At 43.6% G+C, this 18,809-nt stretch carries 14 protein-coding genes; 4 read left to right on the top strand and 10 right to left on the bottom strand.

Annotated features, from left to right (window positions below):
* Positions 1 to 48: 48 nt before the first annotated feature.
* The 7 genes from MR764_RS09220 to MR764_RS09190 form a co-directional block, all read right to left on the bottom strand.
* On the bottom strand, positions 49 to 1,104 hold the full coding sequence (locus MR764_RS09220) for a tetratricopeptide repeat protein (protein ID WP_282189179.1): 1,056 nt from the start codon (positions 1,102 to 1,104) through the stop codon (positions 49 to 51).
* 83 nt (positions 1,105 to 1,187) lie between these two features.
* On the bottom strand, positions 1,188 to 2,150 hold the full coding sequence (locus MR764_RS09215) for a DUF3137 domain-containing protein (RefSeq protein WP_247979123.1): 963 nt from the start codon (positions 2,148 to 2,150) through the stop codon (positions 1,188 to 1,190).
* Positions 2,151 to 2,723, bottom strand: a complete 573-nt coding sequence (locus MR764_RS09210; protein ID WP_247979122.1) for a LemA family protein — start codon at positions 2,721 to 2,723, stop codon at positions 2,151 to 2,153.
* 204 nt (positions 2,724 to 2,927) lie between these two features.
* Positions 2,928 to 3,374 carry a hypothetical protein gene (locus MR764_RS09205; protein ID WP_247979121.1) on the bottom strand — a complete coding sequence of 149 codons (447 nt, stop codon included), beginning with the start codon at positions 3,372 to 3,374 and terminating at the stop codon, positions 2,928 to 2,930.
* Between the two features lie 426 nt (positions 3,375 to 3,800).
* The gene (locus tag MR764_RS09200; RefSeq protein WP_247979120.1) at positions 3,801 to 5,513 is read right to left on the bottom strand and encodes an ATP-binding protein; all 1,713 of its coding nucleotides are present in this window, start codon (positions 5,511 to 5,513) and stop codon (positions 3,801 to 3,803) included.
* A 285-nt stretch (positions 5,514 to 5,798) separates the two neighbouring features.
* Positions 5,799 to 6,101 (bottom strand): hypothetical protein, encoded by a 303-nt coding sequence (locus MR764_RS09195; RefSeq protein ID WP_247979119.1) that lies wholly within the window; start codon positions 6,099 to 6,101, stop codon positions 5,799 to 5,801.
* A 345-nt stretch (positions 6,102 to 6,446) separates the two neighbouring features.
* Positions 6,447 to 9,104 carry an alpha-L-rhamnosidase gene (locus tag MR764_RS09190; protein WP_247979118.1) on the bottom strand — a complete coding sequence of 886 codons (2,658 nt, stop codon included), beginning with the start codon at positions 9,102 to 9,104 and terminating at the stop codon, positions 6,447 to 6,449.
* Between the two features lie 177 nt (positions 9,105 to 9,281).
* Between MR764_RS09190 and MR764_RS09185 the strand changes: the two genes are divergently transcribed.
* On the top strand, positions 9,282 to 10,946 hold the full coding sequence (locus tag MR764_RS09185) for a nucleoside kinase (protein WP_247979117.1): 1,665 nt from the start codon (positions 9,282 to 9,284) through the stop codon (positions 10,944 to 10,946).
* 92 nt (positions 10,947 to 11,038) lie between these two features.
* Here MR764_RS09185 and MR764_RS09180 read toward each other — a convergent pair whose 3' ends face one another.
* Positions 11,039 to 11,464, bottom strand: a complete 426-nt coding sequence (locus MR764_RS09180) for a BACON domain-containing carbohydrate-binding protein (protein ID WP_247979116.1) — start codon at positions 11,462 to 11,464, stop codon at positions 11,039 to 11,041.
* Positions 11,465 to 11,813: 349 nt separating this feature from the next.
* On the opposite strand from MR764_RS09180, the gene pta reads away from it, so the two are divergent.
* The 3 genes from pta (at position 11,814) to MR764_RS09165 (ending at position 16,351) form a co-directional block, all read left to right on the top strand.
* On the top strand, positions 11,814 to 13,913 hold the full coding sequence (pta, locus tag MR764_RS09175) for a phosphate acetyltransferase (protein WP_247979115.1): 2,100 nt from the start codon (positions 11,814 to 11,816) through the stop codon (positions 13,911 to 13,913).
* Between the two features lie 90 nt (positions 13,914 to 14,003).
* Positions 14,004 to 15,200 carry an acetate kinase gene (locus MR764_RS09170; protein WP_247979114.1) on the top strand — a complete coding sequence of 399 codons (1,197 nt, stop codon included), beginning with the start codon at positions 14,004 to 14,006 and terminating at the stop codon, positions 15,198 to 15,200.
* A 149-nt stretch (positions 15,201 to 15,349) separates the two neighbouring features.
* Positions 15,350 to 16,351: an adenosine kinase gene (locus tag MR764_RS09165; protein WP_247979113.1), complete on the top strand. Its 1,002-nt coding sequence runs from the start codon at positions 15,350 to 15,352 to the stop codon at positions 16,349 to 16,351.
* Between the two features lie 231 nt (positions 16,352 to 16,582).
* Here the strand turns inward: MR764_RS09165 and MR764_RS09160 are convergent, their stop codons facing one another.
* On the bottom strand, positions 16,583 to 17,197 hold the full coding sequence (locus MR764_RS09160; protein WP_247979112.1) for a deoxynucleoside kinase: 615 nt from the start codon (positions 17,195 to 17,197) through the stop codon (positions 16,583 to 16,585).
* Positions 17,198 to 17,238: 41 nt separating this feature from the next.
* A complete protein-coding gene (locus MR764_RS09155; RefSeq protein WP_247979111.1) occupies positions 17,239 to 18,753 on the bottom strand; it encodes a GH3 auxin-responsive promoter family protein in 1,515 nt (504 codons plus the stop codon).
* Positions 18,754 to 18,809: the final 56 nt, after the last annotated feature.

Raw genomic sequence — 18,809 nt, 5'->3', positions numbered from 1 at the left:
GGTGTTTTAAGGGTAGTAAAGATTAGAATTTGAATTTAACTAACCGCATTAGCTATTAATTTTTTCTTCAAACTTGCTGATCAAAGTGTCGAGTTCGTTTCCAAATACTGCCTTTGCATGTTCATAGCTTTGATCACCAAAAAATGCCATAAATTTTTCCTGGCCGAATTTTTCAATCAACGCTTTAACAAATAGACCAGAAAGCGGATAAGTCAGTTCTGTCGGGAAGGCTCCCCAATTTGACCAGATTTCTTTGATTGCTACTTTTTTACTGTTTGCTTTTAGCCAGCCTTTTACGATTTGTTCTTTATCCTGGGTCGACTGATCAAAACATACTGCTGTTCCTTCGTTAATCAGCTCCGTTTTCGCCAGCATGGTGGTTGAATAGTTTGAAATAACATGTGTCATTTCATGTCCTTTTGTTTGTAGGTAGTGAGAATGTACAACGCAAAATTCAGGCTTTGCAAAACCTAAGTTGGCTTTCAGAACACTTTTCGCATCTTCTCTTGATTCCCAAACAAAAAAATCAATCTTTTTGGGTAAGGCACTATTAAAAAAGCCATTTATTTTGGTAAAAGCCTTTTCTCTTACCGAAGTATATATCGCAATATCTTCATCATCCATCTTCTGAAAATGAAAACGAAAGTGTTCCGTTTCAACAATCTTCCAACTATTAAAGAACTCATTGTATCCCAAACGTAAAGACTTGCCGTATGCGTCGTTTGTAGCATTTTTTGTCGCATTAAGCCTTATGCATTCATTTAGAGATTTTTCTGCTTCCGCATATTTTTGCAACATAAAATAGCAAGTTCCGAGGTAGGTATACGCCCACGCTTTTTGCCACGAATTGTCTTTGTCGTTTTTTACGGTTGATTCAAGATAGGGAACAGCATTTTGATAGTCAGCCTTGTCTGCATAAGACCTGCCGATAATTAAGTTTAATTCAGCGTTGTTGGGTTCGTTGTTAAGAAGTGGCTTTGCTTTTTCTATAACCGATTCGAAATCGCGTGAGCTGTACAATTTCCATAAGTCGCCGATTGCGTTGTTTTGTCCAAAGGCAATTAAACTAATCAGAACAAAAATAGGTGTGATAATGGTTTTCATTGTTGTTGGGTTATGGTTTTCTAAAAATCAGTTTTTTCGTTCAATATTTATTTCTCTTAATGCCTTAGATTCTGACTTTGGGCCTATTCTTTGGTCCAGATTCTGGTATTCAGGTTCATCTCGTTAACAATTACCGAAATGGTATTGAACTGGTAATACATTTGCTCAATGTCGGAATAACGCACTCCCGACCGGAATAAGCGCGGTTCAAACAAATCCTGCGAAAACGACATGGCCACGTATACCCTGGTGCCCACAAACGAAAGGTAGATCTCGGTGTCGAACTGCTGCCGAATGTGTACGATGGCTTCCATTATTTTGGGTGTTAAAATATACCGGGCCTCGTTCTGATCGTGCGAGTACACCACAAAGTATTTTTCAAACTCAATGTTTTCGAGTTTTACCAGCTCGCCCCTCGGACTGAACTTTTGCAGTTTCTGTCCCCATTTCCCAAACATCCGTTCGGCTATATCGGGAAGTACAAATGTTTCGCCCCTGATTTCCTTGTTGAAATCGGCGTGCGCAAACAGTCCCTTAAAAATGGTGTGCCAGTGTTCCGACCGGCGTCCTTTGCTGTCGACCGACACCGTTTTGTACTGGGTGTGCAATTCCGACAGGCGGAAATCGGTTTTGTCGATCACGCCGCTAATCAGATCGTCGCCGTTGTAACGGTCCCAGTGTCGTTGGAAAAGCCCGCTTTCCACATATTCGTTTTCGCTGATGCACGCTTCGGGATGGTAGTTCCAGTCGGGATCAATACTCTCGATAACTTTCCGTACCACCTTGTTTTTAAAGGCTTGTTTGTAACTGTTGTACTTGCTGAATGCAAATCCGAACGAAACAAAGGCACCGATAACGATTAGCACACCGGGAATAAAGCCATATTCGCTTTGCTGACCGACGACAAAAGCAACAATGCCCAACAGAAGAATGGCGACCGACAGCAGGATGCGTTTTACCACGTCCTTGCGTTGCGATTCGAGCGAAAGTAAAGCGGGGCTTAATTTTGAACGGTAGATTTCTTTTAGGTTGACTGACGACATCATTTACGCCTGGTTAAACATTTGGCTGACATCGACATTTTCGCGCTCGGCTTGCTGAATCACAAAAACTTCCTTACGTTTCATTCCCATCATCCCAGCAATAATGCTGTTCGGAAATACCTGGATCCCGTTGTTGTAATCGGTTACCACCGCGTTAAAGGTCCGGCGGGCTGCCGAAATCTGCGATTCCACTTCGTTTAACGAGCGTTGCAGAAAAATAAAATTTTCGTTGGCCTTTAATTCCGGGTAATTTTCCACCGAGATCAGCATACTTTTGATGGCGCCCGATATTTGGTTGTCAAGCGCTATTTTTTCGTTGACCGACAAATCGGGTTTTAAGGCCGAAGCCCGAAGTTCGGTAATTTTGTTAAGCAGTTCTTTTTCGTGTTTGGCATATTCTTTTACCGAAGCCACCAGGTTGGGGATTAGGTCATAGCGTTTTTTTAGCTGCACATCCATTCCGCCAAAAGCGTTGTCCACTTCGTTTCTTCTTCTGATCAGTCCGTTGTACATCCCGATGAAAATAAGGGCAACAACTACCAGTATTGCAAGCAGAATAAGTAAGGTTGAATTCATGGTTGTTTATTTTTATTGTTATGTTATTGGTATCTATTTGACTACTTTATTACAGTTGAAACCTAATCACTGTTGTTTCCGATGGCATAATCCAGAGTCCTCAGAACCGTATGCGAAAGTTGCGTCCGTCAGCTGACGGATAGTGTGAAAGGCGCTCCGGTGAGCTATTGGCTCACCGGCCGTCTACTCGATAGTGTACTTTGTTTATTCAAACATAGATTCCCAGGTTTGAGTAACTTTATTCTCTTCTCCTCCAGCTTTAATTACTATCTGAATCCCATTTTTACCCATATAACAACTTAATTCAACATCTGCTGTTCCAATTAAGTCTTCAATTTCAACTGTCTTTGTTTTGTAATCACTTTCAGTCAACCCTGCTTCACTTAACATATTTTCTATAAGCGTTATTGTTAAAGTAGAAAAGATTGCAACAAATTGGTCTCTACTGATAAAACTATTGGCGGGTGCTTCTGCATAAGCTTTCACTTGCATTGATGTCCCATCCGCTAACATTGTTATTAATGTCAAATCAGTAGCAGTCATTTTTTCTGCTTTAATTTCAACTAAATCTTTAGCTAATTCATCTTTCCAATCTTGTGCATAAGCATTAACAGATAAAACTGCAAACAATACAAATAATAACTTTTTCATTTTTTAAGATTTTCTTTAATTTCCTACTCCTATGGCTTTTCGGTATTCTCCCCGTTTTTATAATGGTTCCTGGTCTCCATTTTATATTAGAAAAGTCTAACGTTTGTGTATTTTAAATTCATAGTAATGCAAATGTAAACCTCAAGATATCGGGAATTTATGAATTTGTGTTTTTCATCAAATCGGCGCGATATTAAAGGCCTTATTTAGCGTTAGCAAGAAAAATCAATGTTTCTGGCATTTGGGAAATTTGTTATAACGGTTGGTAAATGTTGTTGGGGCAGATTTCGGAGAGCGTTCCTGTCCGAACGACACGGAACTGCGATGCGAGAATTGGAGCGAAGCGGAAATCGGCCTAAAGCCAATCCGCAGTTGGTGTACCGCCGAACCCCGCCCTGCAATATGTACTTTGCTGTAGCCTGTATTTTATTCATCTCTTGAAATAAGTTTCTGGAAAACATCTGATTTTAATGATTGTGAAGGTGCAACCAATAAAGATAAATCACCAACACCAAATTCATTTTGCAATCTAACACGTATTTTTGCCATCAATTCTTTGCCAGGACACAATGTTTCAAGTTTAGTATTTACTTCGTTCGCTATTATTTCATCTAAAAGTTGTGTTTTGATTCTCTTTTTGTCATCCATTATTAATGCTGACCTTTCATTTAGAATGAAATCAGAAAGTTTCTGAGATGTTAAAGCTTTTAGGTTTTGTAGTTCTGTCGTATATAATTCTTGGATGTCAGGTAGATTTAAGTGATAAATGTTTGATATGTGTTCTGGATTACAGAAATAATTCTCGATTTCACTAAACTCGGTTATAAACAACAATACATCATGGGTGTTTGCTTTACTTGAAAGCGTGACAATATCTGCATCATTTTCATCCAAGCGTTGGTCTTTATCGATATGCACAATTACTTTAGCAGCAGGAATATGTTTGCGAACAAGAGCCTGTAATACACTAGCAGTATGCATATTTTTACAGCCTTGATAAGAATGTAACACAAATTCATTTTCGTTTAATCCATGCGATAGAACAAATTGCTTAATAAAATTTTTCTTCTCTTTTATGTTATCTACGTTATCCTCGGTTAATATTACATATTTCAAGTTTGGTTTTGAAAACAAATAGTCAGCATCTAGCGCTCCAATGTCCATTAAAACAGCACTCTCATTTTCAGTTAATTCAGCTTTTCCATTGATAAAGTGATATGTTTTTACTGTACTCAAGGATCTCAATAATTGCATTGAGTGAGTTGAAAATACGACTTTCATATCTGGATTCAATTCTGACCTTCTTTTAATTTCGCTAGCTAATAATCTCTGTTTTGTTGGGTGAAGGTGACTATCTGGCTCGTCGAGTAATAAAATTTTAGGTGAAAAATATTCCATATATGCGAATATTTGCATTGTTTGAAGAACTCCTGTTCCAATCGAATCTAATGGCAATGTTTCACCATCATAGGTTACATTACTTACGATAAATTCAGATTCATTTTCATTATAACTAACGGTGATATCAAGTTCCGAATAAATTTTGTTTAACGATTCAATGAAATTTGTCCATTTTTGAGCATTTTCATCATTTCTAATTCGAAGAAGAATATTCCTAAGAAAATTATTGCTATCTCCTCGTACGGCGGATTTACGTACTTTAATTTCTGGTTCATAAACTTCCACTATTGGTATCCCGGCTATACCTGGGACATACACACAAAATGGATTGTTTAAGTTGCAGAGTTCGTTTCCAAGTGGTTTATTAACTAATTTTGTTGATATTCCTTTATTTCTTCCCTTGCCAAAAGTTATAGTTGAAGTTCCTATTTCATTTTCAAAACTAATTTTAATAGATTCCGTTCTTTCAGTAAGTTTCGCTTTGTGATATAGTGATTCAATATTTCTTGTTGGAGTATATAAGAATTCATCAGAATTAAAAGATGTTGCTCTATCTGTCTGAGCGTTTCTCCATGGAATAGAGTGTAAGTCCATTGTCTGGCAACCAGAAACCGCAAATTGAATTGCTTGAATAAAGCTACTTTTACCTGCATTATTAGCTCCAACAAATATTGTAATGTCATCTAATTCAATTACTGCGTTATCAATGCCTTTGAATTTATTAACCGTGATTTTCATGTTTCGTTAGTATTTATCAATAATGTGCGGCTCTTTTTAATATTGGATATAACGTATGTGGAACCCACCCAGTCGGGTTATTTAGTTACGCTGATTTTCAATTTCTTATTGTCAGGTTGGTTTATCACTCCAATTTGGGTGTGTAACCCAACTTTTTCTGTTTTTTTTGTGTAATCGCGTATTCAAGGTTATTGATTTTTTGTGCCAGTAAATTTTGGAATAAAAGTAAACATAAATAGAATTAATGATACCTCAGGCAATATGTTATGGAGTAGTTTTCAGGCTTTAGGGGGGTACTTCGGAAGTACCCCTCCCCACTTCAGAAGTACCCCCGGGTACTTCAAAACAAACTCGCCGGGGTTCAGAAGGTACTACAGTCGGCAAAAAGGTAACTGCTTTTGCTTCAGAAGCTACTCCAGTCGGCAAAATGGTGACTCGTGTTACTTCATAAGCTACTTTAGTCGGTAAAATGGTGACTCGTGTATGCTCCCGGGTAACTGCAGCCGGCTTTTTACCAACCCGGGTCGGTTCTTTGGTAACTGCAGTCGGTTTTGTGGAGACTTGTACCGATTGAATTTCGGTGCTCATCCTAAAAACAATCCTGTAAGGATTGGATTATAATAACATCAGACAAAATCGGTAAAACAGACCCCGTTCGCCTGCCTGGCGGCAGACAGGGATTCGATAGCTTCGGCACACGCCTCAGTTAACACCTCAGTAAATCCAACCCGTACCGGGTTGCGGCTGCCGGGGAATGTCCGGCTCTATGAAAATCAAACGCATACTGCGTTTTCCGTTATAAAGTGTTATCGTAAAAAAGCCGGAGTTTTGCAAAGTTCTGTGCCCCGTATCCATTTTTACAATTTAGCAGTTTCACAATTTATCAATAGCTCGCAGCTCTTTGCTCCATGCTCTCTGCTCCATGCACTTCACCTACCTCATATACCCAATCGTGTACTTTCCGCTTTTCAGCGCAATGCTTTTGTTGCTGAGTAGTTCTTTGGCTGAGCCATCAATCAGGTATTCCTGGGTGGTGAAGGGGAAAACAAATTCGGCTTCCACGCCCACCGGAATTTCGACGGTCATTTCGACGTTGATTCCGTTGAGCTTCCAGTTTACCGCCAGTTTACCGTAAGGTGTTTCCTTCCAGGTTTTGGCCCAGCTGATGCCATTGGGGATTTGTGGCTCGATCCGTACCTTTTGGTAGGCGGGGGCATCTTCCACGGGAGACATTCCGCCAAGCGCCTGGTAAAACCACGAACCTGTTCCGTTGTAGCAGTTGTGAATCCGGCTCCGGGCGCCGTCCCAGTGTTCCCAGGTAGTGGTGGCGCCGTTGTCGATCATATAGAGGTAGCTGGGGTAGTCGCGCTTTTTCATCATCGAAAGCATGAGGTCGGGCGCCTGGTTTTTAAGCACCCATTCGGTCAGCACCGGAAGCCCCACCAGCCCGCAGGCAAAATGGCCTTTACGCACTTCGTTTGTTTCGTGGTAAAGCGATTGTTTTACGTCTTTCAGTTTATCGCCGGGCACTACGCCGGCGAGCATCGGGAAAGCAAGATCGATTTGCGTACCCGTTCCGTAAGTGTTAGTCGCTTCGTTAAAATACACTTCGTGTATGCGTTGCTGAAGTTGCTCTTTTTGCGCGGCATACTTTTGCTCGTCTTCGGATTTTCCGAGAACGCGGGCAATTTTTTGCATATCGCCGAGGCAAACCGCTACAAAGGCATTATTCACCACATCCACCGAAGCTTCTTCTGTTTGGTTAATGCCCACCGGTGTTGCCCAGTCGCCCAGGTACCAGTTGCGGTAGTCGTTGTTGGGCCATGGTTTCAGAATTCCGTCAATACTGTATTTTTCCACATAGCCGAGCCATTTTTGCATCACCGGGTAATATTTCTGCAGCACCAGCGTATCGCCGTAATTCAGGTAGGTATTCCACGAAGCGGTAATAATAAAACCACACCAGTAAGGGCCGCCACCTGCTGAATACGGGTTGGGAGCGGTGTGGGGCATTCCGCCGTCTTCGCGGATCACGTCGGCCCAGGTTTGCAGCCAGTTGTTGTACAGCGGAGCCAGGTTGTACATGGTTTGCGCGGTTACTGTCGAGGCATTTCCGTCGCCGCCATAGCCCAGCCGCTCCAGTTGCGGACAGTCGACCAAATCGCCGCCAATGCTCAGGCACTGCAGCGTGTAATGCAGCATGTTGTGAATGGCGTTTAAATCGGGATCGGAACATTCAAAACCCGAGGCTTCCTCAAAACCGGTGCGGACAAGCGAAGCGGTGATCGAATCGGCTGAAGGAATTTCGTTGAGGCCGGTCACCTGCACGTACCTGAATCCGTGGTAATTGAATTTATTGCTAAAAACTTCGGGCTCTGTTCCCGAGGCAATGTATTGATCGTATTGATTCCGGTCGTTGAATTTTCCTTCCTGGTTGAGGTGGTCACAGTAACTCAGCGTAACGGTTTGTCCGGCTTGCAGTGGGTTGAAATGAAATTCGAGCCAGCCGGTGAGGTTGGTCCCCATGTCAATCAAAAAAGTGTCGTTCGAAAGGGCTGTGATTGCCGCCGGTTTGATGGTGTTCTGAAGGGTATTCAGCTCCACCATTTGCGGACTAACCTCGTGTTCCGGTACATCGATAATGGAAACTGCTTTCCATTCGCGTTTGGGATCATTCACCAGTAAATCGCTTTTTGCACGTATACCATCCAGTATTTCGCCGCCAAACTGATGAGGCCGCCAGCTGCCATGACGGGAATAACTACTGGATCGCCCGCGCCAGGTGGAGTCGGTCGAAAGGACGATCTGGCGTTCGTTACCGGCTACTTTTTCGAGTTGTGCGCGAACCACCGGTCCATCGTTTACCACGCCAGGTAGCCCGGTGGTGTACCAGCCACTGCCCAGCCAGAGTATTAAGTCGTTTGTCCCTTTTTTTATCAGCTCCGAAACATCGTAGGTGTTAATCAGCGAGCGCTTGTTAAATTGCGAAACAGCCGGAGTCAGCACGCCGCTTCCTGCCTTTTTCCCATTCATATACACTTCGTGATAGCCCAGCGAATTGACGTGCAACAAGTATCGGGCATTGGTATCATCGGCATCAAACGATTGGTAGACCTGCGGACATTCGCGGTAACCGGCATCGGTGTTACAGGCAATGTAAGCTGCCTGCCAGTCGGCGGGATTCAATAACCCGATTCCAAAGCTTGCGGGGGCGCTCCACGGTGATACATTTCCGTGGTTGTCCCACACACGAACCTTCCAAACGGCGGTTGTCCCTGAATTCAGTTTCTTTCCGTTATAGGGAAGCAAAATGCTGGTTGACGAACTTGTTTTATCGGAGTTCCAGAGATCGGCTTTTTTTTCGGTCAGCAAAGCAACATCGCTGGCCACCAGCAGCTGAAAAGCCTTTTGTCTGGTGCCGTTTTGTTCGCTGCTGATTTTCCAGCTAAAACGTGGTGTGGTTTTATCGATGGCAGTTGGGTTGTCCAGGTTTTCGCAAAGAAGGTCGTAAACGTGAAGTGTTTCATTTTTTTGACAGGCAGAAAAAATAAAAAACAATCCCAGCAGGACGATCAGGTTATTTCGGTTCATTGGTGTAAGTTTTTGACGGCGTTAAATTTAACATCATTTTATGGATTTGAGCTTGGTCGTACGAAATATGTTTAAAAAATGAGGATGGAATCGCACATTTCAAGCCTGAAACTTGGTGCGGATTGCTTCAGCCAAGTCGGAACTTTTAGTTACTTTTAGTCCCTAAAACCGACAGCTATGAAGGATATTGAGATATATTGCAAGAATACAGGAGCGTATCATTCTTACCCCATGGGCACTTCGCTGCTCGAAATCAGCCGCGACCTGAACATCAGCCTCGAACACCGTGTTTGTGGCGCTATAGTGAACAATAAAGTGCGCGAACTTTCTTTTTGCGTGGTAAAACCCAAGCAGGTTGAATTTATCGACGTTACACACATGGACGGCACGCGTTTGTACATCCGCAGTCTTATTTTTGTGATGTATGCGGCGGTGAAGGAAGTTTTTCCGCATGTGAATTTCAGGGTGCAGAACGGAATGTCAAATGGCTATTTTTGTGAATTGCACGGGCTGGAACGCGAAATCGATGAATCCGATCTTTTTGCGATCCGTCAGGAAATGGAAGCGATAATTCATGCCGATCTGCCTTTTGTGAAAAGGGGAATTCGCACCACCGATGCTGTGGATCTGCTGATGAAACAGGGGCTGGAAGAAAAGGCGCAGTTGTTTGAACAGCAGGGGCAGTTGTACACGCCGCTTTACTTTTTAAAAGATCTGGGCAACTATTTTTATGGACACCTGCTGCCGTCGACGGGCTATATCACCAGTTTCGGACTCGTAAAATATTACGATGGCGTTTTGTTGCAGATTCCGCACCGCAAGCATTTCGACAGGCTCCGAAAAGTATTTTACAATACCAAGTTGTACGAAATTTTCCAGGAACAGAAAGACTGGGCCGATATTATCAATGTTTCCACGGTTGGTAATTTAAACGAGCGGACACTGGCCGGACGTGGCGGCGATGTGATCAAGATTTCGGAAGCGCTGCACGAAAAGAAGATCGCCGAAATTGCGAATATGATTTCTTCGCGCAACGGCGATGTGAAAGTGGTACTGGTGGCCGGGCCGTCGGCATCGGGAAAAACTACTTTTAGCAAACGCTTGGGCGTGCAGCTGGCGGTTAACGGTTTGCGGCCGCACCAGATTTCGCTCGACGATTATTTTGTGGATCGCGAACATACACCGCGCGACGAACACGGAGATTACGATTTTGAGGCGCTTGAGGCTGTGGATATCCCGTTTTTTAATCAGCAGCTGGTTGAGTTGTTTGAAGGGAAAGAGGTGCGTTTGCCCCGTTTTGATTTTCATTTGGGGCGAAGAACTGAAAATGGCAATACGCTGCAACTGGGCCCCGGCGAAATCCTGATTGTAGAGGGAATTCACGGGATGAACCCCGGACTGCTGACTCAGGTGAAAGCAAAAAATACCTTTAAGATATTTATCTCGGCGCTGACCCAGATTTCGATGGACGAGCACACGCACATTTCAACCGCCGACAACCGCTTGATCCGTCGTTTGATCCGCGACAGCAAATACCGCGGCTACCCGGCGGCGGCCACGATCAACCGCTGGCCTTCGGTAAGGAAAGGCGAGGAGCGGAATATTTTCCCTTACCAGGAAAATGCCGATGTGATGTTTAACTCGGCGACGCTATACGAACTGGCGGTTTTGAAAAAGTATGCCGAGCCGATTTTGAAAACAGTGCTGGAAAATCAGTGCGAATACAAAGAATCGTCGCGATTGCTGGAGTTTCTTTCCTATTTTAAGATGATCAACGACGATGAAATTCCACCGACTTCGCTGTTACGCGAATTTTTAGGCGGGAGCAGTTTTGTATATTAAAAGGTATATTTCTGAGATAACCGAAAATTATATCCTGAAGCCGGGACTTTAAAACAAAACACCCGGTTTCAGGATGTAAACGCAAGAAAATGTTACGAATCCTGGCTCTGCGTAATCGTTACTTTATCGCCGCGCTCTCCGTTCCATACCGTAAAAATTAATTGCCGTTCAGCGCCGGTGGTGTTTGCCCGGGCAGTAACTTTAATTTTATTGGGAAGCGTATTCGCGCCGTATCCAATGGTTTCAACGGTAAACCAGCTTCCGGAAATGGTTTGCTCGCCGGCAATGAACTCCGAAAATTTTTGTCGCAGCGTATCGCCCGCCTGAATAATTGTAAGGTATTGAATGCTGAAAAAAACATTTTCGGCATTGATCAGTTCTTCTCCGCCTTCGGCATGAAAAGTGGCTGCCAGTTTTTCCATAAACGAGTGTTTTCCCGGCCCGTCAATATGATCTTTTCTACATCCGAAAAAAAATAGCAGAAGGGTAAACGTGATTAAAGGGAGTGATTTTTTCATGAGTGTATGGGTTTAAAGTGTTAACGACTGTAATGTTACTAAAAATTATTTAACCCGTGTTTTTTTGGGGTATGTTTTTCCTTTTTCAGGAAACGTTTCTTTCATAAGTTGGTATCGAAAGGGGCAGGATTTGCCTGTATATTTACGATAGAATTTTTTATGTTATTTGACACCGAAAATTCCTTCTTTTGGTGATTTAGGTCACCTTTGTTTCGTTCTTATTTTCAATGTATTTTAAGAATTTATCCAGATTCATTCTTTTTAGAGTTTTACTCAATTTCAACGGCATAACTTTACTATTTTTGCACCGTTTTTTTAAAAGGAAATTGGTTCCTCAAAATAATTTTAGATGATTAAGAAAGGTATTTATGTAACAAACACCGAAAAGCGTTCAGGCCGATCGGTGGTGGCGCTGGGAATCATGAAATTGCTTCTTTCCCGTTCCGGAAAAGTAGGTTATTTCAGGCCAATTATCAGCGACTATCCCACAGGAGTTAGGGATAACCATATCGAAACCATGATGTCGTATTTCAACCTGAATATAGACTACAAGGAAACTTACGGGTTTACCATGTCGCAGGTGGTGAAGTACAAAAACATGGGGCAGGAAAGCCGTTTGATCGACAAGATCATCGAGCAGTACAAAGAGTTGGAAAACAAGTACGATGTGGTGCTGGTGGAAGGCTCTGATTTTTCGGGGAAAGGCGTTTCGTTTGAGGTGGATCTGAACACCGAAATTGCCAAAAACCTGGCGATCCCAACCATTATTGTGAGTTCGGCTCACAACAAAGATCTGAAGGATGCGGTGGCCAACCTCGACCTGGTGGTAAAAACATTTGCTGAAAAAGATGTTCCGGTGCAGGCCGTTTGTATGAACCGCGTGCCTGAAAAATATGCCGAAGAAGTAAAAGCAGAACTGAAAAAAGTTGTTCCTGCCGATACTACCATCGAAATTATTCCGGAGGTAACCAAGTTAAGCAGCCCGACCATTCATGAGATATACGATCAGATTGGCGGCGAAATTCTTTTGGGCGAAAATTTACTTAGCAAGCAGGTCGATCATTTCGATGTGGGCGCCATGCAGTTGCGCAACTACCTGGAGCGGGTAAGAGAAAACAGCCTGATTATTACACCCGGCGACCGTGCCGATATTCTGATGGGAGCTTTTCAGGCGAATGCGTCTGTTAACTATCCGTCGATTTCGGGTATTGTACTTACCGGGGGAATTCGTCCGGAACCACCGATTATGAAACTGATTGATGGTTTGCCTAACCCGGTCCCGATTATTTTGGTGGACGACGTTACTTTTGTGGCCGCCAGCAAAATTGCCAACATCAAACCGGGCATTCGTCCGGGAGATACCCGCAAGATTGAGCTTAGCATTGCTACTTTTGATAACTATGTGGACACCGAATCGCTGCTCCATAAATTTGCCAATTTCAGAAGCAGTGTAATTACGCCGCGCATGTTTCAGTATAACCTGGTTTCAAAAGCAAAGTCGAATAAAAAACATATTGTACTGCCCGAAGGAACCGATCCCAGGATTCTTACCGCTGCCGTTCATCTGATCGAACAAAACGTGGTGAAAATTACGCTTTTGGGAAATCGCGATGAAATTCTGGCAAAAGCCGATCATTTGGGATTGGCACTGAACGAAGACGAGATTACGATTGTTGATCCGAATAACTCGGAATTGTACGAAGGTTACTGGCGGACCTATTATGAGCTGAGGAAGCATAAAAATATTCCGGAAGACATGGCACGCGATACCATGCTCGATGTTTCCTACTTCGGGACCATGATGGTGTACAAAGGCGACGCCGACGGTATGGTTTCTGGTGCCGCGCACACAACGGCGCACACCATTATTCCGGCGCTTCAGTTTGTAAAAACCCGTCCGGGTGTTTCTACGGTTTCATCTTGTTTCTTTATGTGTCTCGACGACCATGTTACGGTAATGGGCGACTGTGCCGTTAACGTAAGCCCCAATGCCGATCAGCTCGCAGAAATTGCTGTTTCGTCGGCAGAATCGGCCATCGCTTTTGGTATCGATCCGAAAGTGGCCCTGCTTTCTTACTCGTCGGGAACATCGGGTACCGGCGCAGAAGTTGACAAAGTACGTGCAGCTACCGAAAAAGCAAAAGCACTGCGTCCCGACCTGAAAATTGAAGGCCCGATTCAGTACGATGCGGCGGTTGATCCAAGTGTGGGAATCAGTAAAATGCCCAACTCTGAGGTTGCCGGGAAAGCGAATGTTTTGGTATTCCCCGATTTAAATACCGGAAACAATACCTACAAAGCAGTTCAGCGCGAAACCGGTGCACTGGCCATTGGCCCAATGTTGCAGGGACTGAACAAACCGGTGAACGATTTAAGCCGCGGTTGTACCGTCGACGATATTTTTAATACGGTAGTTATTACAGCGATCCAGGCACAGGAAGGAATCTAGCCAGCCGCGGAAGCAGGTAAAAAGCAAATACAAAGGCTAAGACGAATGTTTCTGGTTCAGTTTTAGCCTTATTGAGTAAATAAATAACAAATGAATATTTTAGTAATTAATGCAGGTAGTTCATCGATTAAGTATCAGTTGATTGATATGAATACTGAACTGCCATTGGCAAGCGGGTTGGTTGAAAGAATTGGCCTGGAAGAGGGTGTAGTAAAGTACAAGACTTTTGTAAACGGTGAGAAAAAGGAGTTGAAAGAAACTTTCCCGATTCCAAATCACACTGTAGGCTTAAAAAGGGTAGCCGAATTGCTTACCGACGAAAAAGTGGGTGTAATCAGCGATCCTTCAGAAATTCAGGCTGTGGGACACCGTTTGGTACACGGAGGCGAAGCTTTTACGAAAACCGTTGAAATTACCGCTGAGGTAAAAGCAAAGGTAAAGGAACTGTTTCCGTTGGCACCGCTGCATAACCCGGCCAACCTGGTGGGTGTGGAAGTGGCCGAAACTGTATTTCCAAACGCCAAACAAGTGGGTGTTTTCGATACAGCATTCCATCAAACGCTTCCCGAAAAAGCTTTCCGTTATGCTATTCCTGCCGAATTTTATAAAGAGATGGGAATTCGCAAATACGGTTTCCACGGAACTTCGCACAAGTTTGTTTCGGAGAAAGCTGCAGAATACCTGGGAAAAAAAGATGCAAAAGTCATTACTATTCACTTAGGTAACGGCGCTTCTATGGCCGCTGTAAAAGGTGGTGTTTGTTTGGATACGACCATGGGAATGGGACCGCTTAGCGGACTGATCATGGGAACCCGCTCAGGCGATATCGATCCGGCAATCATTTTCTTTTTGGCCGAACAAAAAGGATATTCGGTAACCGAAATTTCCAACTTGCTGAACAAGGAAAGCGGAATGAAAGGTTTGACCGGACTGACCGATATGCGTGATGTGGAAAAATTACTGGATGAAGGAGACAAAGATGCCACACTTGCCTGCGAAATGTATGCTTACCGCATCAAACAGTTTATCGGTAGTTACGCTTCGGTATTGAATGGAGTGGATGCCATTGTATTTACTGCCGGCGTTGGCGAAAATAAAACTTCGATCCGCCAGATGGTTTGCGAAGGCATGGATTACCTGGGCATAGAATGGGACGAAGAAAAAGATAAAAACCGGAAAGACGGTGTTCACGAAATCAACACAGAAAATTCAAAAACAAAAGTGCTGATTATTCAGACCAACGAAGAACTGGAAATAGCCAAACAAACGTTGGAACTGGTAAAATAAAAACCAAAACCAGATAATGCAAAGCGACGGGATTTTCCTGTCGCTTTTTTTCAGATTGGAAAGGTGAACTGACGGGCGGAAGAAAAATGCGCTTCATTTTTTTCGGTTTATCTAAAATGTTGATATTTGAGCTTGCTAAAAAAGATAGAATGATTGATAAAAATATACCTGCAGTATTGGGGGTGGGGAATGCACTGGTTGATGTAATTTCAGTGATTAACGATGACTCACTGCTCGAAAAATTTGGATTGCCACGCGGCAGCATGACACTGGTTGATGCTGAACGTTCGCAACAGATTTATGCTGCAACTTTTTCAGAAAGCAGCACCCTGACCACAGGTGGCTCAGTAGCCAATACCATGCGTTCGTTTGCTAACCTGGGCGGAAACGGAGGCTACATGGGGAAAGTGGGCAAAGATAAGTTGGGTGACCTTTTTAAAGAGGATTTTGAAAAACGTGGTTTAAGAACGCATCTCAGTTACAGCGAGAACGGCACGGGCCGTGTAATGGGACTGGTTAGCCGCGATTCGGAAAGAACCATGGCAACTTATCTTGGTGCGGCTTCAGAGCTGCAGCCTTACGATTTTACTCCGGGTTTGTTTAAAGGCTACAAATACCTGTACATGGAAGGTTACCTGGTTTTTAACCACGAGTTGATTAAAGCCGGTGTTGAGAAAGCCAAAGCTGCCGGGCTAAAAATAGCCATCGATCTTTCGAGTTTTAACGTGGTGGATGCCAACCTTGAATTTCTGAAAGACCTGGTAAAAAACAATGTCGATATAGTAATTGCCAACGAAGAAGAAGCACGCTCGTTTACCGGTCTTGAGCCCGAGGCGGCGCTTCACGAAATTGCAAAATATTGCGAGTTGGCCATCGTGAAAGTAGGAAAAGAAGGCTCGATGATCAAACACGGCGATGAGGTAACGCGTATTGGTATTGTTCCTGCAAAAGCAGTGGATACCACCGGAGCCGGAGATGCCTATGCCGCCGGATTTTTTTACGGACTGACCAAAGGCTACCCGATGAACGTAAGCGGAAAGATTGCGGCACTTGTTTCGGGGAAAGTAGTAGAAGTAATGGGGCCTAATTTACCCGATGCTCAATGGCCCGAAGTAATGGCCGAAATCAACAAAATAGTTGCTGAAGAATAAGATTCAGTATACAGTATTCAGTCGCAGTTGGCAGTAGTATCTGTCCGGTTAAATTCGAACAGGTTCTTTCCCGTCAAGTTGATGGAGAAGAGAAAGCGTTTTTCCAATAAAGATCACTTTAACCTGATAACAGCGAAAAAAATAACCAACCGTTACAACGATTGGTTATTTTTTTATGATTATTTCAAACTCACAGCTTGAAGCTCGTGGCTTGCAGCTATGCGCTTTCTTCTAAAACAACCCGTGAATTTGTGCATCAATTCGGTCGATCACAAAACTCAGGTCTTCGGGGTTGGTGGTGAAGTCGAGGTCATCCACGTTAATCACCAGCAGTTTTCCCATTTTGTAGTTGTTTATCCAGGCATCGTAACGGTCGTTAAGCTGTTTTAGATAATCCAGCCTGATCGAATTCTCGTATTCTCTGCCGCGTTTCTGAATCTGGTTCACCAAAGTGGGGATCGAGGCCCGCAGATAAATCAGCAAATCGGGTGGCTGAATCAGGCTCACCATTAAATCAAACAGCGTTTTGTAGTTGTTGAAGTCGCGGGTGCTCATCAAACCCATGGCATGCAGGTTGGGCGCAAATATTTCTGCATCTTCATAAATGGTACGGTCCTGGATAATCGTTTTGCCCGATTTCCGGATATCGATAATCTGCTGAAATCTTGAGTTCAGGAAGTAAACCTGCAGATTGAACGACCAGCGCTGCATATCGTTGTAAAAGTCGTTCAGGTACGGATTTTCATCCACATCTTCGTAATGAGGGGTCCATTTATAGTGTTTGGACAGTAATTCGCTCAGCGTTGTTTTACCGGCGCCAATATTTCCTGCAATTGCTATGTGCATCGTAAATTTTTGATTTGAATATCTAAAGTATAAAAAAAAGCTTATTTCTCTAAGATTTTTAAAAGATCGTCGAGATACTTGCGGTCGTTCGATAAGCGGGGAATTTTGTTTTGCCCGCCCACTTTGCCGCGTTGTTTCATCCAGTTGTAGAACGTTCCTTTGGGCGCTTCAATTATGTGAGGCATCTCTAAAGTTAGGTTTTTGTGGCGTTTGGCTTCATAATCAGAGTTTAGCGTTTTTAGGGTATTGTCGAGTATGCGGGTAAAATGGTCCAGTTCATCGGGCGATTTCTCAAACTCGATGATCCATTGATGGGCTCCCTTTTGATCGTCTCCAATAAAAATGGGGCCGGCGGTATATTCATTCACCAGGGCACCGGTATGCTGGCAGGCCACTTTTAGCGCTTGCTCGGCATTGTCGATAATCACTTCTTCGCCAAATGCATTGATAAAATGCTTGGTACGCCCCGTGATTTTTATTTTGAACGGGTATTTACACGTAAATTTTACCGTATCGCCAATAATGTAACGCCATAACCCGGCGCTGGTCGAAATAACCATCGCGTAGTTTTCGTTCAGCTCCACTTCGTCCAGTCCGAGTACCCGTGGATTTTCTTTTCCAAATTCCGACATCGGGATGAATTCGTAGAAAATACCGTAATCCAGCATTAGCATCATGTCGTCCTGGTGCTCGTTGGTTTGAATGGCGAAAAAGCCTTCCGACGCATTGTAGGTCTCAATGTAATGCATTTGGTTCGACGGAATGAGTTTCCGGTATTGCTCGCGGTAGGGATCAAAATTAACGCCTCCGTGCGCAAACACTTCCAGGTTGGGCCAAACCTCCAGCAGGTTTGATTTTCCTGTTTTTTCCAGCACCCTTTTAAAAAGTACCAGGTACCACGACGGAACGCCGGTAAAGGCAGTTACGTTTTCTTCGAGTGCCGTTTCAATGATTTTTTCGATCTTCTCCTCAAATTCTTCTATCAGGGCAACTTCGGTAGTCGGAGTTCTCAGGAAATCGGACCAAAAAGGCACATTTTCGAGCATAATGGCCGAAAGATCGCCGTAATAGGAATTGTTGCTGAAGTTGTTCACCCGGTGACTTCCCCCCAAAGTCAGAATCTTGCCTTTCAGTAATTTTGTATCGGGGTGGGTGTGCAGGTACAGGAAAAACACGTCTTTGGAGCCTTTCAGGTGACAGTCTTCCAAAGCTTCTCGGGTGACCGGAATAAACTTGCTTTTGTCGCTGGTGGTTCCCGATGATTTGGCAAACCATTTGGTTTCTCCCGGCCACAAAAGATCGCTTTCGCCGTTACGCATCCGTTCAACATAGGGTTTTACCTGGTTGTAATCCTGAAGCGGCGTACTTTTTTGATAATCCTCTAACGAACTTATTTTGTCGTAATTATGCTGTTTTCCCCACACCGTGTCTTTAGCAGTGGTTAACAGATTAAAAAGCACTTCGTTTTGAATTTCAAGCGGGTATTCACTATAATACTGAATTTCATCGCCTCTCCGGGTGGTGATCCAACGTATTACTGAATTTAAAATGGGCATACTCGGTAAAAATTTATCGAATTCAAATTTATGAATATTTATGTCAACCCGAACCC

It is taken from the genome of Maribellus sp. YY47, from assembly GCF_023111095.1.
Taxonomy (GTDB): domain Bacteria; phylum Bacteroidota; class Bacteroidia; order Bacteroidales; family Prolixibacteraceae; genus Draconibacterium.
Note: the sequence above shows the minus strand (reverse complement) of the source record. Positions and strands in the feature narration are given on the sequence as shown.